This window comes from Methylobacterium sp. NPDC097929, assembly GCF_049543375.1.
GTDB lineage: Bacteria > Pseudomonadota > Alphaproteobacteria > Rhizobiales > Beijerinckiaceae > Methylobacterium.
This window is the reverse complement of record NZ_JBMVEP010000023.1, coordinates 16,232-39,711: the sequence shown is the minus strand read 5'-3', so window position 1 is coordinate 39,711 and position 23,480 is coordinate 16,232. Positions and strand designations below refer to the sequence as shown.

The following is a 23,480-nucleotide window of genomic DNA, read 5'->3' as shown; positions in this document are numbered from 1 at the left end:
ACATCTGCTCTCTCCTCCGTCCTGCCAGACGGATCGTGTATTGGTGACACGAGACAGATGGGGACGGCCGGCGGAGGACCTCAAACAGGCTCTAAGGCGGCGGCACCGCCGTCGTGACGCGCCTGGCCGCGGACCTGTGGCCCGCGGTGGCCGACCCGCACCGGATCGAACTGGCTGTCCTCAACCTCGTGACGAACGCGCGCGACGCCCTGCAGGGTGCCGGGGAGATACGGATCGAGACCGAGAATCTGCCCGCCGGCGCGCCACGACCCGGGACCGTGCCGGCGGGGGATCTCGTAGTGCTCACGGTCGCCGATACGGGCGATGGCATGTCGCCGGATGTCCTCGCCCGCGCGTTCGAACCCTTCTTCACGACCAAGCCCCAGGGCAAGGGTACGGGTCTTGGGCTTGCGCAGGTCTACGGCACGGCGCGTCAGCTCGGCGGCGCCATTACGTTGCGCAGCCGACATGGTGAGGGCACCACGGCATCGATCTATCTCCTCCGGGGCGAGGTTGTCGCCGGCGCGGACGCCGACCGGACGCAAGGCCGTGGAGTTGCGACGGACGCGACGCGCATCCTCGTCGTCGATGACGATCCCCAGGTTCGTGCCGTCGCCGTCACCTTGCTGGAGGAACTCGGCTACGGGGTCGTCGAGGCAAGCGGCGGCGCGGAGGCCCTGCGGCTGCTGCACGGGGGAAACCGCATCGACCTGCTGCTGACCGACTACGCCATGCCCGGGATGACGGGAACCGAGCTTGCTGGGCGGGCGCTGGCGCTCGACCCCGCGCCTGGCGTGCTCATGATGACGGGCTACGCTGATGCGGCAGCGCTACCCTCGGAGGGCGTACCCGTGCTGCGCAAGCCCTTCGCGCTCGACGAACTCCGGGCAGCGGTCGAACGCCTTCTGTCCAAGCGGCCGGGCCGCGTTCTGCCTTTCCGCAGGGTGGCGGAGGCGGAGGACGGGGGCGGGCAGCTCGCCTGAACCGCCAGGCTTTGGTCAGACCGACCACACCGACCTCAACGCCATGGTCGATGTCACGGGTTGGAGATCAGGTCCTTGATGCGGCTGGCTAACGCCTCCATCACGAAGGGCTTGGTCAGCACTGCCATGCCGGGCTCCAGGTGGCCGTTGCCGACCGCAGCGTTCTCCGCGTAGCCGGTGATGAATAGCACCTTCAGATTCGGCCTGCTCACCCGCGCGGCGTCGGCCATCTGGCGGCCGTTCATGCCGCCGGGCAGCCCGACGTCGGTGACCAGCAGGTCGATGCGCACGTCCGACTGAAGCACCTTCAGGCCGGCGACAGCATCCGACGCCTCAATGGCGGTGTAGCCGAGGTCCTCCAGGACCTCGGTGACAAGCATGCGGATGCTCGGCTCGTCGTCGACGATGAGGACCGTCTCTCCCTGCTCGGCCCGGGGCGCGGTCGAGAGGTCGGGCATGCCGTCATCGCCCTCCGCCTCTCCGTAGTGCCGCGGCAGGTAGATGCACATCGTCGTGCCTTGGCCCACCTCCGAGTAGATGCGCACCTGCCCGCCCGACTGCCGGGCGAAGCCGTAGATCATGGAGAGGCCGAGCCCCGTGCCCTGACCCGTCGGCTTCGTCGTGAAGAAGGGGTCGAAGGCGCGGGCGATGACGTCGGGCGTCATGCCGGTGCCGGTGTCTGTGACGCAGAGCGACAGGTACTGCCCCGGCGGTAGTTCACGCTCCCTCGCCGTTCGGTCATCGAGCCACTTGTTGGCCGTCTCTATGGTGATCCGACCGCCTTCAGGCATCGCATCGCGGGCATTGATGCAGAGGTTGAGCAGCGCGTTCTCAAGTTGGGGCGGATCGACCAGCGCCGGCCAGAGCCCGGCCGCCCCGACCACCTCGATGTGGACCGCCGGGCCCACGGTCCGCCGGATCAGGTCCTCCATGCCGTGCACGAGGGCGTTCACGTCGGTGGGCTTGGGGTCGAGCGTCTGCCGGCGCGAGAAAGCGAGCAGGCGGTGGGTCAGGGCCGCCGCCCGCTTCGAGGCGCCCTGCGCGGCGTTGATGTAGCGGTCGAGGTCGGTCAGCCGGCCCTGGCTCATCCGGGTCTGCAGGAGTTCGAGCGAGCCCGAAATGCCGGTAAGTAGGTTGTTGAAGTCGTGGGCGAGGCCACCGGTGAGCTGCCCAACGGCCTCCATCTTCTGAGCTTGGCGCAGCGCCTCCTCGGTCAGGGCGAGCGCCGCGGCCGCTTCCCTCTCGGCCTGCACGTCGCGTCCGACCGCGTGGATGAAGCTCTCGTCCGGCACGGCGGTCCAGGACAGCCATCGGTAGCTGCCGTCCTTGTGGCGGTAGCGGTTCTCGAAGCGGGGGATGACCGAACCGTCCGAGAGGTCGCCGGCCGCCGCCGCTGTGGAGGCTGCGTCGTCCGGGTGGACAAGGTCCATGAAGGAGCGCCCGACCAAGTCGGCCTCGCTCCAGCCGAATAGCGTGGTCCAGGCCGGGTTCACCGCCACGATGGTCGCGTCGAAGCGTGCCACCAGCATGACGTCGGTTGAGAGCCGCCACATCCGGTCGCGGTCGCGGGTGCGCTCCTCGACCTGCTGCTCCAGGTTCTCGTTGAGGCGCTCCAACTGGGCTGCGGCCTGCTTGCGGTCCTCTATGTCGGTGTTCGTGCCGATCCAGCGGACGACCGCGCCGTTGGGACCGTGGATCGGCTCGGCCCGGACGAGGAACCAGCGGAAGGCCCCGTCCGCGCGCCGAATGCGGAACTCGGTCTCGTAATGCGTCCCGTCGGCCAGCGCGGCCCCCCAGGCGCGTCCCGCCGCCCCAACATCGTCCGGATGCACGATGGACGCCCAGGCCGTTCCGTCGAGTTCGCCCGCCGAGGTGCCGGCGTAGGCATGCACCTGCTCGTTGAACCAGTAGAGGGCGCCGTTCGCGTCCGCCGCCCAGACGTGGTTCGGCATGGCCTGGGCGAAGACCCGGAACTGCTCCTCGCTCTCGCGCCGGCTCGCCTCGGCGCGGAAGCGCTCGATGGCGGCCCGGGTACGCTCGGCGATGTCGCGGATGAAGGCGAGCTTGTCGGTGCGCCAGTCGCGCACCTGCCGGTCGTGCAAGAAGAACAGAGCCACGATCCGGCCCTGCTCCAACACCGGCACGTTGATCAAGGCGCGTACGCCGATGGCCAGGAGCGGGCCCGGGTTGCGCGCGGTCCGCGGGTCGGTCGTCACGTCGTGGATGACGACCTCGCGCCCTTGCGCCAGGCCCGCGCGGACCTCGCCGAACTCGTCGAAGCGGTGGCGGCCGGCGACGCTGGCCACCCCCGGCGCCGTCCAATCCCGCTCGATCTCGACATGCTCCATCGCCTCGTCGACGGTGCCGTACCCGGCCCGATCCAGGCCAAGCGTGCGAGCCATGATCTCAGCCCCGACCGCCGCCATCTCGGCGGTGTCGCGGCACGCCTGCAGCCTGTCGCCGAACGTGATCAGGGCATCCCGGAAGGATTCCTGCCTGCGGCGCTCCGTGAGGTCGCGGGTGACGGTGCCGTAGCCTGTGACGGAACCGTGCGCGTCGCGGACCGGGAAGATGGCGTAGTGAACCGGTACTGCGGCGCCGGTTGAGAAGTTGCGGAAGGCGAGGTCGCCCTCCCAGAAGCCGCTCTCGCGAACGGCCGGAAGGACCTTCCCCAGCACCGTCGGACGGTCCGCCGGCTCGAAATAGTCCATCAGGTTGTAACGGCGAGCTTCCTCCAGGCTCGCGAGCCCGACCAACTTGCGACCGCCCTCGTTGACGAACTCGGCGTTGCCTTCGAGGTCGGCGACCCCGATAAAGTCGCTCGACTGCTCGACGAGGGCCGCCAAGCGGCGCGCGGTCGCCTCTGCGGCACGTGCATCGGTGATGTCGCGAACCGTTCCGACGAAGCGGTCGGGCCGTCCGTCACGGAAGACCGTGTTACCGCGTGCCGCCAACAGGCGCTCCACGCCGTCGCGCCTGCCGATCACGCGGTATTCCAGCTCGAAGCCCTCGCGTGCGCCGATGGCCGCCTGGACGGCGCGGTCGGCCCGCTCCCGGTCGTCCGGGTGAACGCCCGGCAGGAAGGTGCCCTCGTAGGAGACCGGGTCGTCGGCCGACAGCCCGAACAGGGCGCGGGTACGCGCGTCCCAGGTGAGCGCGCCGGTGACGAGGTCGTAGTCGTAGATGCCGGTGCCGGCCCCCTCCAGGGCCAGCCTGAGCCGGTCCTCGGCCTCGCGTAGGTCGGCCTGGGCCGCCTGGCGCTCGGCGATGTCGGTCACCATGACGAAGATGCCGTCGACGACACCGCCCTCCGTCCGACGCGGGATGTAGCGGATCTCCGACTGGCGGGTCACGCCGCCACGGTACGGCATCAGCGCGTCGAAGGTGATATCCTCGCCGGCGAGCGCCCGTGCCATGAAGGGCAACCTGGCCTGGTAGACCTCCTCGCCGACGACCTCGCGCACCGGCCGGTTCAGGATTTCGCTCGCCGGACGGTCGAACCAGGCCTCGTAGTGCTTGTTCGCGAAGCGGTAGACGTGGTCGTGGTCGATGAAGCTGATGAGGACCGGCAGCGCGTCGGTGACGACCTGCAACTCGTCGCGGACGCGGCGGGTCTCACCCTCGCTCGCCGTGGCCGTCGTGCGGTCGCGCAGGATCTTGAGGAAGCCCAGGTCGGCGCCCTCGGGCGAGCGAAGGGGCATCATCTCCCCGCTGGCCCAGAAGCGTGTGCCGTCCTTGCGCAGGTGCCAGCGCTCGTCGGCTGCCCGCCCGGTCTCGGCAGTCTGGCGCACCTCCTCCGCGGGACGCCCGGCCGCGCGGTCCTCGGGCGTGAAGAAGGTCTCCGCCGAATGCCCGACCATCTCCTCGGCCGACCAGCCCAGGATGCGCTCCGCGCCCGGGTTCCAGGCAGTGACGCGTCCCTCGTGGTCGGTGGTGACGATGGCGAAGTCGACGGCGCTCTCAAAGATCGCCTGGTAGGACACCGGCTGCGATGGCGACGAGCGGTCTTGCGGGCACTCGCCCTCCGTGCCGCTCACCACGCCGCCCAGCCGTCGCGGTTCGACATCGGAGACACTCGCATACGGGAGGTTCGGGAGGCGGCCAATTGGATCATGGGCATTGGTCGATGGGGATGCTTCGGCGCGGGGGATGGGCGAATCGGGGCTCACAGGCGGACACGCGCGAGCATAGGTGCCCATGCCCGCTGAGGCAGGCCAGGCGTAGGCCGAGGCATGTGGCTACGCAATCGCCCGCGCGTGCCACCCGTCAGGCCGACGCCGCCACCGTATCCGCCATGCGCGCCTGGCGTGCGCCAAGCGGCTTGCCGTCCCCGACCGTCGTGTCGCGCGCGGTCTGGTGCTCCATCTCCGCGTTGAGCTCGGCCCCAAGCAGAACGACCGTCGTAGATATCCAGATCCAGGTCATGAAGCCGATGGCGGCCCCCAGGGAGCCGTAGGTCTCGTTGTAGCTGCCGAAGTTGGCCACGTACCAGGAGAACAGTCCCGACGCGACGAGCCACAGGGTGCCGGCCACCGCGCTGCCCCAGGTCACCCAGCGCCATTTCGGCTTCCGGCGGCTCGGACCGTACCGGTACAGCACCGCCAGGGTGCCGATGACAAGGGCGAGCAGGGCGGGGAAGCGCAGCAGGGCGATGTACCAGGCCTTCTGGTCCAGCCCGAGCACCTGGAGCGCGGCCGGCACCACCACGATGCCGGTCAGCGCCAGCACGACGAACAGCAGCGCGCCGGCCGTGAACGCGAGCGACTGCAGGTTCAGCATGAGGAACGAGCGCTTCTCCTCCTCCTCGTAGGCGATATTGAGCGCGTCGAAGATCGCCTTCATCCCCCCGTTGGCGCTCCAAAGCGAGAGCAGGATGCTGACGAGGGCGGTGAGCCCGAGCGCCGCGTCGCCTTTGTCGACCAGACGCTTCACCTGCCCGCCGACGATGTCGATGGCGCCGTCCGGCAGGATGCCGCGCAACTCATTCAGATGGGTGCTGATCGTACTCGGGTCCGCGACCGCGCCGTAGATGGAGACGAGCGCCGCGACGGCCGGGAACAGCGCCAGGATGGCGTAGAAGGTCACGCCGGCCGCGACCAGGAGTATGCGGTCGTTGCCGAACTCCTGGTAGAGGCGGAGCGCGATGTCCTTCCACCCCTTGGCCGGGATTTCGGAGGGTGTGTCCGCCTGCCGCCCGCGCCCCGGTTCGGCCTCCGCAACGCGCTCGGCCGCGGCGCCCTCGTGCGAGACGGGCCCGTCCTCGGTCCCGAGCTTTTGGCCGCTATCCTGAGTGCCTGTCGCAAGCGTCAGCGGTTCCGCCCGCCGCCTCGGCAGCGCCACCAAGCCGACAAGGGCAACGCCCAGGAACATGGTCCAGAGGATCGAGGAGGACTGCTCGGTCCGGGCGGAAGGAAGCGGAGGGGGAGTTTGTTCCGACATGGCTCACCGTGGCGCAGGGCTCACGGCCGGCCCTGAGGCATCGTCACAACGGCAACGGACACGCTTTGGTGCCCTGGAGGACGCCGCGTTTCGAGAGCCAAGGCGATGCAGCCTTGCGAGGGAGCGGTCGTTTGCCTGCGTCCGCACTATCTAGCGGGGCGGACCGAACAAGCGTGGCAGGCCAGGACGCCAGCCGGCGCCCGACCGAGAGGTAATGCCACCACGATGCCACGCTGGCTTCCCCGTTGCGCGATGCCCTCGGCCGCCCTGGTCCGTCCCAGTACCACGAGCGCCTCTCCGTCGCGTTGCGGAGGCGCCGGGATGCGGGGCCGTGCGCGGCATGGCTGACGCCTTCTCGTTCCTGCCCACCGGTGGACTGACCGACGCCGAGATCCGCTCCCGCGATTGGTCCGAAACCTCGCTCGGCCCGCCGGAGGGCTGGCCCCCAGCACTCCGCAATACGGTCTCGCTGATGCTGTCCCTCCCCCACGGCGATGTTCCTCGCCTGGGGGCCGGACCTGCTCTGCTTCTACAACGACGCCTACCGGCCGATCCTCGGCTACCGGCTGGACACGGCGCTGGGGTGCCCCTTCCGCGAGGTCTGGGCCAGCATTTGGGACGAGATCGGGCCGCTGGTCGACGCCACCCTGGCGGGCGAGAGCCAGATCCTGACCGACGTCATGCTCGACCTCTCGCGCCAGGGCGAGCCCGAGCGGAGCTGGTGGTCCTTCACATACTCGCCCGTCCTCGACGAGTCCGGAGCCGTCAACGGCCTGTTCTGCGTCACCGCCGAGACCACGAACCGGGTGCTGGGCGAGGCGCGCTTACGCGAGAGCGAGGACCATTATCGGCATACGGTCGAGCTCAACCCGCAGGTACCCTGGACCTGCGACCCGGACGGCAACATCACCTCATACTCGAATCGCTGGCTCGAACTGACGGGCCAAGCCGCGGGTGAGCCGGACGGCTCCGGCTGGGCGAGATCACTCCACCCCGACGACGTGCCGTGGACCATGACGGCCTTCTCGGCGGCTCTGACATCCGGCGAACCGGTGGACATCGACTATCGCATCCGCGTGGCGACTACAGGCGAGTACCGCTGGATGCGGGCCCAGGCCCGGCCGCGCCGGAACGAGGGCGGCGGCATCGTCCGCTGGTACGGCGTCGTCGAGGACATCCACGACCGCAAGCTCGCCGAGGAGCGCTTGCGCGAGATGAACGAGACGCTGGAGCAGCGCGTCGTCGAGGCGCTCGCCCAGCGCAAGCTCTGGGCCGACGTGTTCGAGACGACCGACGCCTTGGTGAACGCCCTCGACATGGATTTCCGGGTGCTGGCCATCAACGGCGCCTGCGCGGACGAGTTCGAGGCGATCTACGGGGTCCGGCCGCGGGCGGGCGACAACCTGATTGATCTGCTTGCGCACAAGCCCGAGCATCAGGCCGCGTCCCGCGAGGTATGGGCACGCGCGCTGTCGGGGGAGGAGTTCACGCTCGCCGGCGAGTTCGGCGACCCGGCCCGGAGGCGGCGCTGCTACGAGCTGAGGTTCACCACGCTGCGGGACGGCGCTGGCATGAGGGTCGGTGCCTTCCAATACGGCACCGACGCCACCGAGCGGCTGCGCGGCCAGGAGCAGCTCGCCCGTGCCGAGGAGGCGCTGCGCCACGCGCAGAAGATGAAGGCCGTCGGGCAGTTGACCGGAGGCGTCGCGCACGACTTCAACAACCTGCTCACCATCATCCGCTCGTCGGTCGAGTTCCTGCGCCGTCCGAACCTCGCCGAGGAGCGCCGAACCCGCTACCTAGAGGCGGTGGCGGACACGGTCGACCGCGCCGCCAAGCTGACGAGCCAGCGACTGTCCTTCGCACGGCGGCAGGCGCTGAAACCCGAGGTGTTCGACCTGCGGGAGCGCGTGCGGGGCATCTCGGAGATGCTGAACTCCGTTACCGGCGCGCGCATCCGCATCGTGACCGAGGTGACGGAAGGGCCATGCCACGTGCGGGCTGACACGAGCCAGTTCGAGACGGCGCTGGTGAATCTCGCAGTGAACGCCCGGGACACCATGGACGGTGAGGGCACGCTGACGCTCCGGCTCACCTGTGGCGAGGCGTTGCCCTCGATCCGTGGGCACGCCGGCGCACCTGGGCCCTTCGCGGTGGTGTCGGTCTCGGACGAGGGTGTCGGCATCGTGCCAGAGCTCCTGGCGCGCATCTTCGAGCCGTTCTTCACGACCAAGGAGGTCGGCAAGGGCACGGGGCTCGGCCTGAGCCAGGTCATCGGCTTCGCCAAGCAGTCGGGCGGCGACGTGGACGTGGCGAGCGAGGTGGGGCGCGGCGCGACGTTCTCGCTGTACCTGCCTCATGTCGACCCGCCGCAGGAAGGATCTGAGGCCGGCGAGGAGGAAGCCGACGAGCAGGAGGTGGGGCGGCCTCTGTGCGTGCTGGTCGTGGAGGACAACCTCGACGTCGGGCGCTTCTGCACGCAGCTCCTGGAGGATCTCGACCACGCCACGGTCTGGGCGCACAACGCGGAGGCCGCGCTCGCGGAGATGGAGCGTGTGCCGTTCCGCTTCGACGCGGTGTTCTCGGACGTGGTGATGCCCGGCATCGGCGGCGTCGAACTCGCTCGCCGGCTCCGGAAGGACCACCCGAGGCTGCCGGTCGTCCTGACGACCGGCTATAGCGACGTGCTGGCCCGCGACGACGCCCATGGGTTCGAACTCGTGCGCAAGCCCTACTCGGCCGAACAGGTCGCGCGGGCGCTGCAGCGGGTCACCGGCCGACGGTCCTGACGGGTCCGCCGAGCTCGCCGAGGGACGCGCGCCTCGGCTCAGGCCGCCAAGCCGGTTGCCCCGCCGAGGGCCGGGTGGCGGAGGCCGACGCGCACGTCGAGGCCCGCCGCCCCTCCTTCGCCCCAGGCAATTGTCGCCGGCATGCGGGCCCCGCCGGCGGTCTCGAACTCGACCTTGTCGCCGGGCGCGAGGAGCGGGCCGCCGGCGATGCGGGCGCCGTGGGAGGACACCTCGACGAGGCGCACCGGGTGCCGTCGGCCGCCCACGTGCAGGAAGCCCGCCTCGTCGACCGCGACGCGCACGTTGCCGCGGCGCTCCTCCAGGTCCGTCGTGACCCGTTGTACGAACAGGCCCACGGACGCCGCGAGGTCCGCCGCGACCACCTTGAGGGATTCGGACGCGGACAGGGCGCCGTCGGCATGGCGCCGCGTCTCCTGTGTGGCCCGCGAGACCGACACCGCGCCGGCGTGCGCCTCCGAACTGCCTTCGGCGACCTGCGCCACCGTGCGGGAAATCTCCTGCGTGGCCGCCCGCTGCTGGTCCACCGACACGGCGATGGACGTCGTCAGCGCGTTCACCTCCTGGGTGGCGGAGGCCATCGCGTGGACGGAGCCGACGGTCCGCCGCGTCGAGGCCTGGATGGCCTCGACCTGGGACACGATCTCGTCGGCCGCCCTCATGGTCTGGCCCGACAGCGCCTTCACCTCCGAGGCGACCACCGCGAAGCCGCGGCCGGCGGCGCCGGCGCGCGCAGCCTCGATGGTGGCGTTGAGCGCCAGGAGGTTGGTCTGGTCGGCCACCGACTTGATCAGGCCCATGACGGTGCCGATGCGGTCGGCCACGACCGCGAGCTGCTCGACCTCGTCGTTCGTAGTCCGCGCGATCTCGGTCATGTGCGCGATGAACTCGCGCGCCCGCTCGGTCTGGCCGGCGATGTCCGAGATGGAGGCGCTGAGTTCCTCGGCGCCCGCGGACACGGAGAGCACGTTCTGAGCCGTCGCCGACGCCGTGGCCTCCGACGCGGCGGCCTGACGGCTGGACCGCTCGGCGACGCCGCTGAGGGCGAGCGCGGTCTCGCGCATGCCGCCGGTCTCGCGCTCGACCTTATGCTCGATCTCGACCAGGGCGTCGCGGAACTCGGCGACGACCTCGCCGAGCCGGCGCTGGCGGTGGGCCTCCAGGTTACGGTCCTGGCCGGCCGCCGCCTCGGCGCGGCGCTGCGCCAGCACGCTGTCGGCGGCCTGCCGGGTGGCCGCCTCCGCGGAGGCCAGCGCCTTGGCGAGCTGGCGGGCAGCCAGCACCAGGGCGGCGGCCTCGGTGACGAGGACGACGGCATGCAGCACGACACGCAGGTACTCGGCCCCGTTCGGGAATACGGCGGCCGGGTAGAGCACGTTCAGCGCGAGGTGGTGGACGGCGACGACGCCGGCCGCCACGAGGATGGAGGACCAGCAGCACCAGCCCGCCGCAACCGCGAGGGCGGCGAAGAAGACCATATGCACGTCGATCTGGAGGTGCGTGCCCGAGGAGGCTAGGACCAGCAGGCCGACCAGCATCATCAGGGAAGCCGAGGAGAGGTGGCGCGTGATGGCCGTCGCCCCGTGCTGGCGGGCGGCGGCGAGGGCCGCGCCGGGTAGGAGGACCGCGAGGACCGTCACGGGCACGGGCATGACGTCCCGCCACCAGGCGAGCGTCGTGACGATGGCGGCGAGGACGCCGAGAGCGCCCAGCATGACCGGCAGGAAGGCGAGGCGGAGGCGGTCGAGGCTGCTTTCGGTCATGGCGTGGACGGTCCGGTGAGGTTGGCGGAGGGCCGGTAGCCCGGAAGGCAGGTGCCCAGGGGCCCGGCGGCGAGGACGAGGAGGGCACCGGCCCGGCGCAGGTGTGCGGCGACGTCGCGCCCGGGGGCGTAGAGCACCGCGACGTGCCCGCCGGCGGAGAGCCACAGGATGGGTGCGCCCGAGGCTGTGACGGCCTTAGGGACCGGTGCGTCCGGGAAGAGGGTGATGACGGCCACGGGCTCGCCGGGGCGTGGCGCGAGCGTGAGGGCGACCGGGGCGAGGCCGCAGCCGACGATCAGGGCGCAGGTCACGGCGGCGGCCCGGAGCGACGAGAGGGCCGGTGATGGAGTAACTGCCGTTCGCCCCCTCATCCTCCGCCTCCATCCCTGCCGATCCGACATCCGTTCACGGGCGAGGTTGACGCTTGCCCCTTCCCCGACTGTCTCAGGCGCGTTTGCGGTCATCGGAGGTGACGGGAATCGTGCCATGCGTATGCCTGGCGAACTGCGCGATGGGTGACGGGCGGCCCATCAGGTAGCCCTGCGCGGCGTGGCACTGCTCGGCGGCGAGGAAGCCGAGCTCGGCCTCCGTCTCGACGCCCTCGGCCAGGACCGGCAGCCCGAGGCCGCGGCCGAGGCCCAGGACCGAGCGCACGATGGCCGCCGTCTGCTCGTTGCTGTCGACGGAGCGCACGAACGAGCCGTCGACCTTGATCTTGTCGAACGGGAACGAGCGCAGGTTCGACAGGGACGAGTAGCCGGTGCCGAAGTCGTCCATGGCGACGCGCAGGCCGAGCGATTTCAACTGCCGGAGGGTCAGGAGCGCCCGGTTCGGGTCGCTGATCAGCGCCGTCTCGGTGACCTCGACCTCAAGCCGGTGCGGGGCCAGCCCGGTCCTGAGCAGCACCTCGTGCACGAGGCCGACGAAGTGGGGGCTGTGGATCTGCACCGCCGAGACGTTGACCGCGATGGACAGGGGCTGCGTCCAGCTCGCGGCCTCCCGGCAGGCCTCGCGCAGCACCCACTCGCCGATCTGCAGGATGGCGTCGCTCTCCTCGGCGATGGGGATGAACAGGGCGGGCGAGACGTAGCCCCGCTCCGGGTGCTTCCAGCGCAGCAGCGCCTCGAAGCCGATGACGGCGCCCGTGCCGACGTCGGTCTGGGGCTGGTAGACGAGGTGCATCTCGCCGCGGGCCACGGCATGGCGCAGGTCGTGCTCCAGCAGTCGGCGCTCGCGCACCTCAACGCCCATCTTCGCCTCGAAGAAGCGGTAGGTGCCGCGCTCTTCCGACTTGGCGCGGTAGAGGGCGGTGTCGGCGTAGCTGAGGAGGGCGGCCCGCTCCTGCGCGTCGTCCGGGTACAGGGCGATGCCGATGCTGGTGGCGACCTGCGGGCCGTTGCCCCCCGCCTTCCCTGCGCGCAGCGCCTCCAAGATGCGCTCGGCGAGGCGGCCGGCCTCGGAGGGCCCGTCGCAGGGCGCCAGCACCGCGAACTCGTCGCCGCCCAGGCGGGCCACCATCTGCGCGTCGTCGAGTTCGGCCGAGACGATGCGGGCGACGCTCTCCAGCATGGCGTCGCCGGCGGCGTGGCCGAACAGGTCGTTGACCTCCTTGAAACGGTCGAGGTCGAGGCACAGCACCGCGAGCTTGCGCCCGCCCGCGTCGGCGGCGCGCATCTCCTGGTCGAGGCGCTTGCCGAAGCTCGCGCGGTTGGCCAGTCCCGTGAGGGCATCATGGTGGGCGAGGAACTGGATCTGGCTCTCTGCCTGGCGCCGGGCGCGGAGGTCGCGCACGGCCACCGCGTAGTGCGGACGGCCGGCGTGCTCCACCGGCTGCATGATGACCTCGACCGGCACGAGCGTGCCGTCGGCCTGGCGGAGCTCGGCCTCGACCGGGCGGTCGGGCTGGCCGGCCAGGGCGAGCCGGGCCGCGTCGCCCGGCAGGTACGCCGACAGGGCCGTCCCCACGAGCGCGCCCTGCGGCAGGCCGACGAGCTTGGCGAAGCTCCGGTTGGCGCTCACCACGGTGTCGCCGGTGCAGACGACGAGCCCCTCGACGGCGGCGTTGGCGAGGCTGTGCAGGCGCTCCGCCTCCAGCTTGGCGTGACGACGGTCACGCACGTCGAGGGCGTGCGCGGCGCCGGCCAGCAGCAGGATGGCGAAGCTCGCGAGCGCCACGGCCACCGCAAGCCAAGCATTCGGGACGGCGGATGCCGACACCGCGAGCGTCGGGTCGGGCGTGACGGTGACGGCGCCCATCGCAGTGAAGTGGTGGCTGCAGATGGCCAGCAGCAGCAGGAGGGCGGCGGGCAACTGGCGGGCGAGCCCGCGGGCGCCGACCTGGGCCGCGAGCGCCGCGCCGCCGAGGATGCCTCCCAGGGCGAGCGAGACGCCGACCGTGGTCGGGTCCCACGCCTTCTGGCCGGCGACATCGTAGGCGGCCATTCCGGTGTAGTGCATCGCCGCGATGCCGAGGCCGAGGACCGCGCCGCCGGCCCAGGCCGCGGCGCGCCCGCCGACGAGGACGGCGAGCGAGAGGCCGGAGCCGGCGAGCGCGACGGCGATGACCAGCGAGAAGCCGGTGAGAACGACATCGTAGCCGCTCGGCACGCCGGGCGCGAAGGCGAGCATGGCGATAAAGTGGGTCGCCCAGATGCCCGAGCCGCCCGCCGCCGCCGCGACGGCGAGCCAGCCGCCTTGCGCCCAGCCCTCCGCCCTGCGGGCGTGGCTGACGATGCAGACCGTGGTGAGCGCGGCGAGCGCGCAGGTGGCGGCCGCGAGGGCGACGAGGCGGAGGTCGTGGGATTGGACCAGACAACCGACGACGGTGAGCATGGGACGGCCCCGGGTAGGTTCGAATCCCCACCTTGGGCGAAGGCCGTTGAGACCGATTTAATGGAGCGCGACGGACGCGCGAATCCACAGGCGAAACGCTGGTGAGCAGATGCGGCGTGCCGCCGCGGGGCTCGCCCGCGCTCAGGCCCCGGCGACCGCCCCGAACGCAGCGAGCGCCTCCTGCCCGGCCGCTCCGGCGTCCTCCGCCGTAGCGAAGGGTTCGGGCGAGACGCAGATGGACACGCCATCCGCGTCGGTCAGGTGCCAGCGGAAGCGCTCGTGGCTGTCCCCGCACGCCTCTACGGTGACGGCGACCGGCATGGGGTCGTCCATGGCGCCCGCCCCTCAGCTATCCGCCTTCGCACCGCTGAGCGTCAGGTCGAGGTAGGTCTTGGTGACCGGCTCGATCAACCCTGAGATCTCCTCGGCGGCCTTCGTCTCCTCGTCGACTGCCGCGCGGAAGCCAGCGACCTTGTCGGACTCGCCCGCTCGTTCCGCGATGACAGCGAGCGAGCGGTAGGCGGCGACCTGGTCGTACTGGTAGGCGTAGCCCGCGTAGAGGTTCTTCAGGGTCTCGTCCTGCGCCACGGCGTGCACGGCCGCGCCGATGGTGCCGGCGACGCTGGTCGCGGTCTCCTTCAGGGTCGAGGCGCTCTCCCCGACGGCCTCCAGCGCCTGGTCGAGGCGGGCGATCTGCCCCTTCGTGGTCTCGACGTGACGACGCAGGACCGCGGCGTAGTCCGGGTAGCGCTCAAGGCCTGAGAGTTGGCGCTCCATCTGCTCCAGGCCCTGCCGCTCCAGGGCGCGCGTGTTGCGCAGCGCGCCCGCGTAGATCGTGCCGATGTCCGTGCTGGCCATGCCTTCGTGGCTCCTCGTCGGTGTGGGTTCGCCGGCCAACGTGGGCAGGATGGCGCCGTTCCTGGGCACCCCTGCGGCGGAAGCGCCGCGCCAAGCCTGTTCCTCAGGCAGACTGTTTGACACGGGCCCAGCCACCCCGATGCACGAGCTTTCGGTCCGACGACCATATGTCGCCCTACGGCCGAGGTGTGCCTCATGTCAGGATCGACGCACCCGGACGGGCTTAGCTCCGCCGTAACTTCAGGGGGAGCAAACTAACATGGACCAGGTAACCCCGCTGGCCCTTGCCTACGATGCGGTCGCGGCCGCCCGGCAGGTGGCGGCGACGGCGGCCATGCGGGCCGCCGACCAGGACCGCGACCAGGGCTTCCCGGCCGAGGACGTCGCCGACCTCGCCCGCCTGGGGCTGCTCGCGGCGCCGGTCCCGTCCATGGCTGGGGGCGCCGGCCTGGGTGAGGAGCCGGGCGCCCGCAGGCTTGCCGCGGTGCTGCGGCTGGTGGGCTACGGCAGCCTGGCGCTCGGGCGCCTCTACGAGGGGCACGTCAACGCGCTGCAACTCGTCGCCCTCTACGGCGGGCCCGAGCAGCGGGAACGGCTGTTCGCCGACGCCCGCGACGGCCACCTGTTCGGCGTCTGGAACACCGAGCCTCCCGAAGGCGGCCTTACCCTGGAGGACGGCGCCGGCGGCCTACGGCTGGCCGGCGTGAAGACCTTCGCCTCGGGCGCGGGCTACGTCACCCGTGCCTTGGTGACGAGCCGGGGCCCGGGTGGGAGCGGGACCCTGATGCTGGTCGTGCCGCTGAAGACTGGGACCAGGGCCGACCTGTCGGCGTGGCGGTCCCACGGCATGCGCGCGTCGGCCACCGGCACCCTCGACTTCGCCGGCATCGCGGTGGCGGCGGAGGACATCCTGGGCGGCCCGGACGACTACTTCCGCCAGCCGGATTTCTCGGGAGGCGCGTGGCGCTTCGCGGCGGTCCAGCTCGGCGGCATCGAGGCCGTGTTCGACGTTTGGCGGGGGCATCTCGCGGCGACCGGCCGCGGCGGCGACCCGCACCAGCTCGCCCGCCTCGGCGAGGGTGCCATCGCGGTTGAGGGAGCCCGGCTCTGGGTGGAACGCGCCGCTCAGGCGGTCTCCGATCCCGCCCTGCCGCCTGAGCGCGTCGTCGCCCTCGTCAACCTGGCGCGGCTCGCCGTGGAGCGGGCCGGGCTCGACGTGCTGCAGTTGGCCCAGCGCTCGGTCGGCCTACAGGGATTCCTACGGCCCCACGCTCTGGAGCGGCTGTCGCGCGACCTCGCCACCTACCTGCGCCAGCCCGGACCGGACCGGGCCCTCACCGCGGCCGCCGAGGAGATCCTTCGCGCCGGCGGCAGGGCTGGGGACCTGTGGGACGGGGCGGCGGCATGAGCATGCCCGGTGGCGGCGACGCGGTCCCCGCCGGGGACGGGTGGTTCGACACGCCGCGGCGCTACGGCCGCGTCAGCCGCGGCTTCCACTGGCTGATGGCGGCGCTCTTCGCCTGGCAGTTCGCCGGCGCCCTGCTCTACGTCGCTACCGGCGACAACGCGGTGACGCGTTTGGTCGGCGGCAGCCACTTCACCCTGGGCTTCACCCTGTTCGCGCTCGTGCTGCTGCGCGGGGCCTGGGGACTGGCGAACCTAACCCGGCGCCCGCCGCATCCGGGGCGCCTGGGCCGTGCCGCCGTGGCCGGCCACCTTCTCATCTACGCGCTGATGGTCATCGTGCCGGGCATCGCGCTGCTGCGGCAGTACGGGTCGGGCAAGCCGTTCACGCCCTACGGCATCCTGTTGATGCCCGGACGCGACGACAAGGTCGCCTGGATGGTCGCTCCAGGCGACCTGCTCCATCACTGGCTGGCCTTCACGCTCCTAGCGGTGCTGGTCGGCCACGTCGCCATGGCCTTCCTGCATCGCAGGTTCAATGGTGAGGACGCGCTCTCCAGGATGACGTGAGGCCGTCGCGCCCAGGCGGTGCGGACGCGCGTCACGCCTTCTTGAGTTCGTCGGCCTTGTGCACGGCCTCCTTGCCGGACTTAGCACTTTTCACGCGGTACTGGGGCTCGGCCTTGGACGCCTTGGCGGTGTGGCCCTTCACCTTGGTCGTGCCGGTCTCCTTCTTGACGACCGTGCCCTGGGTCGTACCGCCGGCGCTGTCCCACTTCACTTTGTCGCCTGCCTTGAGGCTCTTGCCTGTCATCGCGCGTCTCCCTGGTTCAGGAGGCAATGCCGCCGAGGACCCCTCGTTCCGTCTGAAGGTCGACTCCGCGGGAGCCGCGTAACGGGGGACGCCACCCGTGACGCGTTACGCTTCCCGGGATCCCCACCATGCGGCGGCGCGGGCGCTGACAAGGGCTTGGCCGACCGCTACCGTACCGGCCGGGCTGCCCCCCCGCCGCAGAGACCGACCGAGCCGATGACCGACGCGACGCCCAGCACGCCCCCCGCGGAGGGGGCGAGGATCTCGACCGGGGTGCCCGGCCTGGACGACGTGCTCTGCGGGGGCCTGACGCCAAGCCGGCTCTACCTGCTGGAGGGCACGCCTGGGACCGGCAAGACGACGCTGGCGCTGCAGTACCTGCGGGAGGGCATGGCCCGCGGCGAGCGCGCCCTTTACGTCACCCTGTCCGAGACCACGGAGGAGCTTCGCGCCGCCGCGGCGACCCACGGCTGGGCCCTCGACGGCATCAACGTCCACGAACTCGTCGACGAGGACGGCCTGGACCCGGACGGCGAGCAGTCGATCCTGCACCCGTCCGAGATCGAGCTCGGCGAGACGGTGCGCGAGGTCATCGCCCGGGTCGACAAGACCAAACCCGACCGGGTGGTGTTCGACAGCCTGTCCGAGCTGCGGCTTCTGGCACAGAACCCCCTGCGCTACCGGCGCCAGATCCTGGCCCTCAAGCGCTTCTTCGCCAAGCGCGCCTGCACGGTGCTGATGCTGGACGACAAGACCTCGGAGACCGGCGACGTCCAGCTCCACAGCATCGCCCACGGGGTGGTGTCGCTGGACCAGATGCCGCGCGAGTACGGCTCCGAACGCCGCCGCCTGCGCATCGTGAAGATGCGCGGCATCAAGTTCCGCGGCGGCTACCACGACTTGGTGCTGGAGACCGGCGGCATCCAGGTATTCCCGCGCCTGGTGGCGGCCGAGCACCACGCCGACTTCGACCCGGCGGGCAAGTCCACCGGATCGGCCGAGCTCGACCTGCTGCTCGGCGGCGGCCTCGTGCCCGGGACCAACACCCTGCTGCTCGGGCCCTCGGGCGTCGGCAAGACAACCACCGCGGTCCGCTTCATGGTGGCGGCGCTGGAGCGCGGCGAGAGCGCGACCTACTACCTGTTCGACGAGGGGCTGGCGACGCTGATGGCCCGCTGCGCCACGCTGGGCATGGACCTGCGGCCGCACGTCGAGGCCGGCCGGCTGACCATCACGCAGATCGACCCGGCCGAGGTCTCGCCGGGCGAGTTCGCGACGATGGCCAGGCATGCGGTCGAGGAGCGCGGGTCGGCCTTCGTGGTCATCGACAGCTTGAACGCCTACCTGCACGCGATGCCGGGCGAGGAGTACCTCATCCTGCAGATGCACGAACTCCTGAGCTACCTGAACCAGCAGGGTGTCACCACGCTGCTGGTGCTCGGCCAGCACGGGGTCATTGGCGAGGTCCGCACGGACGTCGACCTGAGCTACCTGAGCGACTGCATCCTGCTGTTCCGCTTCTTCGAGGCCAAGGGTCAGATCCGCACGGCGCTCTCGGTGGTGAAAAGCCGGGTCAACGCGCACGAGCGCACCATCCGCGAGTTGCGCTTCTCCGGGGGCGGCATGCAGGTCGGCAAGGCGCTCTCCGACTTCGAAGGCGTGCTCACCGGCCTGCCGGCCTACCGGGGCGAGGTCGCGATGCTGACGGGCCAGGCGGTTCCGGGCGACGAGGCGTGAGCGTTTCCATCGCGGACGAGGAGCGCGTCCTCATCCTCGCGCCGCGCGGACGCGACGCTGCCGTCACGGGGCAGGTGCTCGCCCAGGCGGGCACGGGGACCGAGCCGTGCCCGGACATGGCGGCGTTGCTGGACGGGTTGGCTGCCGGCGCCGGCGCGGCGCTCGTCACCGAGGAGGCGCTGGACGGCGACCTGGATGCCCTGTTCGCTTGGCTGGACGCTCAGCCGGCGTGGTCGGACTTCCCCTTCATCGTGCTGGCGACGCGCCAGGCCGGGCGCCGCCCGGAGCGCGCCGCGCGCCTGCTCGCACGGCTCGGCAACGTCGTCCTGCTGGAGCGCCCGGTGAACGCCGAGACGCTGGCGAGCGCCGCGGCCTCGGCCCTGCGGGCGCGCCGCCGCCAGTACCAGGCCCGCGAGTACCTCCTGGAACGCGAGCGCGCCCAGGAGCAGCTCCGACGCTCCAACGAGGACCTGGAGCGGCGCGTGGCCGAGCGGACGCGCGAGGTCGAGGCCGCTCACGAGACCCTGGCCTTCGCGCTCGACGCCGCCGGCATGGCCTCGTGGGACCTCGACTACGTCACCGGAGTTTCGCGTCGCTCGCCGCGCTACGACGCCGTCTTCGGCTACGCGGGTGAAGGGCCCGCCTGGGACCGGCAGGTCCTCCTCGACCACATCGTCGAGGAGGACCGCGGCATCGCCGAGCGCGCTTTCGCGGCGACCTTGGAGACCAACGCGCTCGACCTCGAATGCCGCGTCCGGCGCGTCGACGGGGCCATCCGGTGGATCGCCCTGCAGGGCCGGATCAAGCGCGACGCCTCCGGCGCGCCCTTGCGCATCGCCGGCATCCTGATGGATCGGAGCGACCAGCGGCTCACCGAGGAGGCGCTGCGCCAGGCCCAGAAGATGGAGGCCATCGGTCAGTTGACCGGCGGCGTGGCGCACGACTTCAACAACCTGCTCACCGTCATCGTCGGCGGCCTCGACATGATGCTGCGCCGGCCCGAGCAGGTCGACCGCGTCAAGCGCCTGGCCGAGGCGGCCATGGGGGCGGCCCGTCGCGGCGAGCAGCTGACCCAGCAGCTCCTGGCCTTCTCGCGCCGGCAGATGCTGCGGCCCCAGACCCTCAACCCGAACCGGCTGCTGCTCGACTTCAAGCCGCTGGCCGAGCGCGCGGCGGGCGGGGCCGTCGAGCTCGCCTTCGACCTCGACCCGGCCCTCGATCCGATCCGCATCGACCCGGCGCAGTTCGAGGCGGCGGTGCTGAACCTGATCGTGAACGCGCGCGACGCGATGGAGGGGCGGGACGGGCACGCCCGCATCGCAATGACGAGCCGCAACGCCCGCCTCGACACGGCGGCCGTCGCCGACAGGGGCGTGCCGCCCGGGCCCTACATCGTGGTCTCGGTGACCGACACCGGGAGCGGCATCCCGCCCGACAAGCTCCAGCGCGTGTTCGAGCCGTTCTTCACCACCAAGGAAGTGGGCAAGGGCACCGGGCTCGGATTGAGCCAGGTCTACGGCTTCACGCGCAGCGCCGGAGGGTTCGCTCACATCGATTCCGTGGTCGGTGCAGGCACGACGGTGAGCCTGTACTTCCCGCGCTCGGCCGACCCTGCGGGCGAGGAGGTCGGCACGGGCCCGGCCGCGGCCATCCCGTTGCGCCGCGCCGGCGAGGGCGAGACGGTGCTGCTGGTCGAGGACGACGAGCAGGTGCTCGCCATGGCGACCGAGAGCCTGGAGGAACTGCGCTACCGGGTCGTCGTCGCCCGCAACGCCGCCGAGGCGCTGGGGCACCTCACGGGTGTGAAGCGTATCGACATCCTGTTCTCGGACGTGGTGATGCCCGGCGGCATGAACGGGTCGCAGCTCGCGGTCGAGGCGCAGCGGCTCCGGCCCGGCGTCAAGGTGCTGCTCACCTCGGGCTACGTGGCCAACCTCGACGAGGGGCAGGTCATCGGGCGCGGCGAGCTCCCGGTGCTCAACAAGCCCTACCGCCGCGACGAGCTCGCTCGCTCGCTGCGGCTGGTGCTCGGGGGTGGGGAGCGCTGACGCCGGACGGCTAGGCCCTTGCCTCGGGCGGGACTGCATCCCGGAGGGCGGCGGCGTCCGGGAGGGCAGTTCCGCGCAGCCCGGGGTCCGGTCGGGGGTCGGGCGTAGCGCGGTGCAGGTATCCCGAGTCGAAATCAGCCGCCGCCTCCAGGGCTGCCAAGTCCGGGATGACGACGCGGCGGCCCCGGATCTCGATCAGCCCCCGTTTCCGCAGCGACTGCAGGGACCGGTTGACGTGGACGGACGTCATCCCGGTCGCGTCGGCGAGGTCGACCTGCGTGAGTAGGAGGTCGTACCCCACGTCGGAGGCCAGCCCCACGGACCGGAGCCGCACCAGCATCTCGCACAGGATGTGGGCGAGGCGCCGCTCGCAGGAGCGCCGGCCGACGTTCACGAGCCACTGCCGCGCCGTCGCGGCCTCGACCAGGGCAGCGAGGCGCATGGCCCGGGCGATGCCGGGATGGCCGTCGAGCAGGTCCCCCACCGTCCGGGTCGGGATGTGCGCCACGCAACAGGGGGACAGCGTGCCGATGGCGTGGTCCATCGCGTTGAGCAAGGAGACGTCTAAGTCGCACAAGTCGCCAGGGATGAGGAAGGCGAGCACCTGCCGGGTTCCGTCCGGCAGGATCTTGTAGCGGCAAGCCATGCCTTCGAGGACGAGGAACACGCCCCGCGGCGTGTCACCCTCGCGGATCAAGTCCGTCCTGGCGGGGACCGCGACGGGGTGGGCGGCGACCTGCGCCAAGTGGCGTCGGTCCTCGTCCGATAACGGCGACAGGGCGGCGAGCTTCCTCAGCAGCGGATTGTGGTCTGGCATCGATTCGGCGCCCCGTGGGGCTTGTGCCCCACGAGTGAACTAGAGCGGACGAAGGCCTTCGGCACCAGCACATACGTCTCGCGGCGCTCCGGCGGCGCCTCGCACCAGATGTAGGTGGTCAATACACCTGGGCCGTCAGGTTCCTACGCACGTGGAACCAAGGAAACGAGGCCGTTCAGGGCATGCGACCCGCTCAGATCGACTGCCTATCACTAGCCGTGAGTTGCGCGAGTCCCGATGGCGCCAAGCCTTTATCCCACGGCGGACGCGGCTCTCGTCGCAGGCTCGGAGACGTTCGTCAATTTGCCCCAACCTGCTGATGTCATGGCCGCCGCAGACAGGTCCGCTTCTTCGTAACGAGCGGACATCTGGGTCGGCACAATTGAAAGCCTGCTATGGGTCAGGAGTTAGCATGTCGGCTGTTCGGTCGTGCACGACGGGCAGGCCCCTGCTCTTGTGGGCCTGTAGGTCGGCAGGCGGACGATGAGGGAGACGTCGCGATGGCTTAATACAGTGGCGGCTCTAGCCGAGTCCGCGCAGCACCTCGTAGATCCGGATCGGCGTTAGTTGCTCGCGGGCTGACCTGCCGGCGTTGGTGGTCAACATCCGATCGAGATCTTCGCGCCACGGCCCGAGCTTGGGCAGAGGCTGCACCTCACGCTCGTAGGCGAAGGCGGTGGCCCCCGACCGAATGACCTTCCGGACCGTGTTGCGCGAGACGTGCAGATCGCGGACGATGTCCTTGATCGAGCGACCGCGGGTGAAGAACTCGCGCCGGATGCGCGCAATCGTGCCGGACACCTCTCAAAGCTGCGACGTGGGCGTGGACCGATGTGGCTACCGGCCGGCCTCGCTGGAGGAGATCCGCGAGAGGATGGCGGCGACACCCGCCGTGCCGGAGGAGATCCGGCTCGGGCGCGCGATGGAGGCTGGAGGGGAGGAATAGCGGGGCCTTGTGCCCCTGGAGCGTCCAGTATTTGGGCGCTTCATCGGTTACAGCAGATTGATGTTGTGCATCTTCCTGATGCGGTGCGCTGCAAGGATCAACTTACGCACCGCACGCCATTCGTCTGAGAAAATGTCGCCGAGGATCTGCGTCGGGTCGTCATACCAGTCCCGCTTGCTAGGCGGGATCGCGCGGAGTTCGAGATACCGCTTCGCGATTCCGTTGAACGCCTGGCGCGCGTCCGCTTCGTCGAAGTGCGCCCCGCGCTCATACAGCATGATGGCGAACGGAAGGTCGCGTTCGAATGCTTCCTGCATGGCCGGCCCACCGGCGACGAGGTCACCCAGCCAGTCGTACAGGCACTCTGTCGCGACCGGGCTGAGGCTGTCGTAGACGCCCTCGTCAAAGTAGAGCGCGCGACAGCACTTGCCGCACAACGACGGTCCTGCCCAACCGCACCCGTCTTCGTCGTCGGCCTCCTCGCATGTGATGCCACAGACGACGCACATGTCGTCTTCTTCGCGGCGGTACTCGGGGTCCGTATGCCTCATGGGCTCTCTCCATGCGTGGCCGGGGTGGCCACGCATGCGAAGAAAGGCCAGAGGCTTTCGCCCGTCGAGTTGATTCAGTCGTCAACCTTAATGCGGTTGACGCACCTATCTCATCCTTCTGTGTTAGACCACGCATACTTGGTGGCGCAATAGGGTGTGCTGTTTTACGGTTAACGAGACCCAACTCGCCAGGGCGATGTGCTCGTCGTACTCGGCCAGGAACTCGGTACTACCGCCGTCCCCGGCGACTACGTGGAGATAGGCCGAGAGCAGCGAATGCCGTGTTTCGTTCTCACGGCCCATTAGGTGCTCGCGCAGGACCAGGTGCCGCTGACCGGCCGGTATGGTCCGGCGGGTCCAGTGGTCGGCCTGCGGCGTCGAGGCCCGCGCAACGCGGCGCGAGATCTCGTGCTCCATCGCCTCGTCGAAGGGCTCCATCTGCAGCACGACTTTGTCGGACATCGCGGCGGCGCGGATCTCC

The 23,480-nt window shown here is 70.6% G+C and carries 18 protein-coding genes and 2 pseudogenes; 7 read left to right on the top strand and 13 right to left on the bottom strand.

All coding sequences use genetic code 11. From position 1 onward, the window contains the following. The first annotated feature begins 113 nt into the window (after window positions 1-113). Window positions 114-983: an ATP-binding protein gene (locus ACPCJR_RS25565; protein WP_283207441.1), complete on the top strand. Its 870-nt coding sequence runs from the start codon at window positions 114-116 to the stop codon at window positions 981-983. A gap of 53 nt (window positions 984-1,036) precedes the next feature. Here the strand turns inward: ACPCJR_RS25565 and ACPCJR_RS25560 are convergent, their stop codons facing one another. From ACPCJR_RS25560 to ACPCJR_RS25550, 3 genes and pseudogenes are all read right to left on the bottom strand, one after another. After that, window positions 1,037-3,436: a PAS domain-containing protein gene (locus ACPCJR_RS25560; protein ID WP_373324160.1), complete on the bottom strand. Its 2,400-nt coding sequence runs from the start codon at window positions 3,434-3,436 to the stop codon at window positions 1,037-1,039. Window positions 3,437-3,484: 48 nt separating this feature from the next. Further along, window positions 3,485-5,182 (bottom strand): annotated as a pseudogene (locus tag ACPCJR_RS25555) (PAS domain S-box protein); the annotation flags it as partial. A gap of 67 nt (window positions 5,183-5,249) precedes the next feature. Next, on the bottom strand, window positions 5,250-6,353 hold the full coding sequence (locus ACPCJR_RS25550; RefSeq protein ID WP_373320014.1) for a YihY/virulence factor BrkB family protein: 1,104 nt from the start codon (window positions 6,351-6,353) through the stop codon (window positions 5,250-5,252). A gap of 563 nt (window positions 6,354-6,916) precedes the next feature. On the opposite strand from ACPCJR_RS25550, the gene ACPCJR_RS25545 reads away from it, so the two are divergent. Continuing rightward, the gene (locus ACPCJR_RS25545; RefSeq protein WP_306308046.1) at window positions 6,917-9,211 is read left to right on the top strand and encodes a PAS domain-containing protein; all 2,295 of its coding nucleotides are present in this window, start codon (window positions 6,917-6,919) and stop codon (window positions 9,209-9,211) included. A gap of 38 nt (window positions 9,212-9,249) precedes the next feature. Here the strand turns inward: ACPCJR_RS25545 and ACPCJR_RS25540 are convergent, their stop codons facing one another. The 5 genes from ACPCJR_RS25540 to ACPCJR_RS25520 all read right to left on the bottom strand — a co-directional run bounded on the left by ACPCJR_RS25540 (window position 9,250) and on the right by ACPCJR_RS25520 (window position 14,682). Next, the gene (locus ACPCJR_RS25540; RefSeq protein ID WP_238231366.1) at window positions 9,250-10,992 is read right to left on the bottom strand and encodes a methyl-accepting chemotaxis protein; all 1,743 of its coding nucleotides are present in this window, start codon (window positions 10,990-10,992) and stop codon (window positions 9,250-9,252) included. After that, complete coding sequence (locus ACPCJR_RS25535) at window positions 10,989-11,363, bottom strand: hypothetical protein (protein ID WP_012452099.1); 375 nt, start codon at window positions 11,361-11,363, stop codon at window positions 10,989-10,991. The genes ACPCJR_RS25540 and ACPCJR_RS25535 overlap by 4 nt, the downstream gene beginning before the upstream one ends. 73 nt (window positions 11,364-11,436) lie before the next feature. Next, the gene (locus tag ACPCJR_RS25530; protein WP_238231362.1) at window positions 11,437-13,824 is read right to left on the bottom strand and encodes a bifunctional diguanylate cyclase/phosphodiesterase; all 2,388 of its coding nucleotides are present in this window, start codon (window positions 13,822-13,824) and stop codon (window positions 11,437-11,439) included. A gap of 141 nt (window positions 13,825-13,965) precedes the next feature. Next, window positions 13,966-14,157 carry a hypothetical protein gene (locus ACPCJR_RS25525; protein ID WP_012452097.1) on the bottom strand — a complete coding sequence of 64 codons (192 nt, stop codon included), beginning with the start codon at window positions 14,155-14,157 and terminating at the stop codon, window positions 13,966-13,968. A gap of 12 nt (window positions 14,158-14,169) precedes the next feature. After that, window positions 14,170-14,682, bottom strand: coding sequence for a DUF892 family protein (locus tag ACPCJR_RS25520; RefSeq protein WP_012452096.1), 513 nt, complete (start codon window positions 14,680-14,682; stop codon window positions 14,170-14,172). Window positions 14,683-14,941: 259 nt separating this feature from the next. Between ACPCJR_RS25520 and ACPCJR_RS25515 the strand changes: the two genes are divergently transcribed. Together ACPCJR_RS25515 and ACPCJR_RS25510 are read left to right on the top strand one after the other, a co-directional pair. Continuing rightward, the gene (locus ACPCJR_RS25515) at window positions 14,942-16,090 is read left to right on the top strand and encodes an acyl-CoA dehydrogenase family protein (RefSeq protein ID WP_012452095.1); all 1,149 of its coding nucleotides are present in this window, start codon (window positions 14,942-14,944) and stop codon (window positions 16,088-16,090) included. Further along, entirely contained in the window at window positions 16,087-16,656 is a 570-nt protein-coding gene (locus ACPCJR_RS25510) for a cytochrome b (RefSeq protein ID WP_012452094.1), read from the top strand. The genes ACPCJR_RS25515 and ACPCJR_RS25510 overlap by 4 nt, the downstream gene beginning before the upstream one ends. A gap of 31 nt (window positions 16,657-16,687) precedes the next feature. On the opposite strand, the gene ACPCJR_RS25505 is transcribed toward ACPCJR_RS25510, so the two are convergent. Continuing rightward, window positions 16,688-16,900 (bottom strand): DUF2945 domain-containing protein, encoded by a 213-nt coding sequence (locus ACPCJR_RS25505; protein WP_012452093.1) that lies wholly within the window; start codon window positions 16,898-16,900, stop codon window positions 16,688-16,690. 216 nt (window positions 16,901-17,116) lie between these two features. On the opposite strand from ACPCJR_RS25505, the gene ACPCJR_RS25500 reads away from it, so the two are divergent. Both ACPCJR_RS25500 and ACPCJR_RS25495 read left to right on the top strand, forming a co-directional pair. Further along, a complete protein-coding gene (locus ACPCJR_RS25500; RefSeq protein WP_238231360.1) occupies window positions 17,117-18,637 on the top strand; it encodes an ATPase domain-containing protein in 1,521 nt (506 codons plus the stop codon). After that, window positions 18,634-20,685, top strand: coding sequence for an ATP-binding protein (locus ACPCJR_RS25495; RefSeq protein ID WP_238231358.1), 2,052 nt, complete (start codon window positions 18,634-18,636; stop codon window positions 20,683-20,685). Before ACPCJR_RS25500 ends, ACPCJR_RS25495 begins: the two co-directional genes overlap by 4 nt. 10 nt (window positions 20,686-20,695) lie before the next feature. On the opposite strand, the gene ACPCJR_RS25490 is transcribed toward ACPCJR_RS25495, so the two are convergent. Then, window positions 20,696-21,502, bottom strand: a complete 807-nt coding sequence (locus ACPCJR_RS25490) for a Crp/Fnr family transcriptional regulator (protein ID WP_012452090.1) — start codon at window positions 21,500-21,502, stop codon at window positions 20,696-20,698. 525 nt (window positions 21,503-22,027) lie between these two features. After that, window positions 22,028-22,303: pseudogene (locus ACPCJR_RS25485) on the bottom strand (IS21 family transposase); the annotation flags it as partial. Between ACPCJR_RS25485 and ACPCJR_RS25480 the strand changes: the two are divergent. Then, a complete protein-coding gene (locus ACPCJR_RS25480) occupies window positions 22,293-22,448 on the top strand; it encodes a hypothetical protein (protein ID WP_391516186.1) in 156 nt (51 codons plus the stop codon). The pseudogene ACPCJR_RS25485 and the gene ACPCJR_RS25480 overlap by 11 nt on opposite strands. A 47-nt stretch (window positions 22,449-22,495) precedes the next feature. Here ACPCJR_RS25480 and ACPCJR_RS25475 read toward each other — a convergent pair whose 3' ends face one another. Next, window positions 22,496-22,999 carry a hypothetical protein gene (locus ACPCJR_RS25475; RefSeq protein WP_238231356.1) on the bottom strand — a complete coding sequence of 168 codons (504 nt, stop codon included), beginning with the start codon at window positions 22,997-22,999 and terminating at the stop codon, window positions 22,496-22,498. Between the two features lie 123 nt (window positions 23,000-23,122). Continuing rightward, window positions 23,123-23,461 (bottom strand): hypothetical protein, encoded by a 339-nt coding sequence (locus ACPCJR_RS25470; protein ID WP_238231354.1) that lies wholly within the window; start codon window positions 23,459-23,461, stop codon window positions 23,123-23,125. Window positions 23,462-23,480 lie beyond the last annotated feature (19 nt).

Coding starts and splice junctions, on each gene's coding strand:
- ACPCJR_RS25550 (WP_373320014.1), bottom strand. CDS start 6,353: ATGTTCCTGGGCGTTGCCCTTGTCGGCTTGGTGGCGCTGCCGAGGCGG.
- ACPCJR_RS25545 (WP_306308046.1), top strand. CDS start 6,917: ATGTTCCTCGCCTGGGGGCCGGACCTGCTCTGCTTCTACAACGACGCC.
- ACPCJR_RS25540 (WP_238231366.1), bottom strand. CDS start 10,992: ATGACCGAAAGCAGCCTCGACCGCCTCCGCCTCGCCTTCCTGCCGGTC.
- ACPCJR_RS25535 (WP_012452099.1), bottom strand. CDS start 11,363: ATGAGGGGGCGAACGGCAGTTACTCCATCACCGGCCCTCTCGTCGCTC.
- ACPCJR_RS25530 (WP_238231362.1), bottom strand. CDS start 13,824: ATGCTCACCGTCGTCGGTTGTCTGGTCCAATCCCACGACCTCCGCCTC.
- ACPCJR_RS25525 (WP_012452097.1), bottom strand. CDS start 14,157: ATGGACGACCCCATGCCGGTCGCCGTCACCGTAGAGGCGTGCGGGGAC.
- ACPCJR_RS25520 (WP_012452096.1), bottom strand. CDS start 14,682: ATGGCCAGCACGGACATCGGCACGATCTACGCGGGCGCGCTGCGCAAC.
- ACPCJR_RS25515 (WP_012452095.1), top strand. CDS start 14,942: ATGGACCAGGTAACCCCGCTGGCCCTTGCCTACGATGCGGTCGCGGCC.
- ACPCJR_RS25510 (WP_012452094.1), top strand. CDS start 16,087: ATGAGCATGCCCGGTGGCGGCGACGCGGTCCCCGCCGGGGACGGGTGG.
- ACPCJR_RS25505 (WP_012452093.1), bottom strand. CDS start 16,900: ATGACAGGCAAGAGCCTCAAGGCAGGCGACAAAGTGAAGTGGGACAGC.
- ACPCJR_RS25500 (WP_238231360.1), top strand. CDS start 17,117: ATGACCGACGCGACGCCCAGCACGCCCCCCGCGGAGGGGGCGAGGATC.
- ACPCJR_RS25490 (WP_012452090.1), bottom strand. CDS start 21,502: ATGCCAGACCACAATCCGCTGCTGAGGAAGCTCGCCGCCCTGTCGCCG.
- ACPCJR_RS25475 (WP_238231356.1), bottom strand. CDS start 22,999: ATGAGGCATACGGACCCCGAGTACCGCCGCGAAGAAGACGACATGTGC.
- ACPCJR_RS25470 (WP_238231354.1), bottom strand. CDS start 23,461: ATGTCCGACAAAGTCGTGCTGCAGATGGAGCCCTTCGACGAGGCGATG.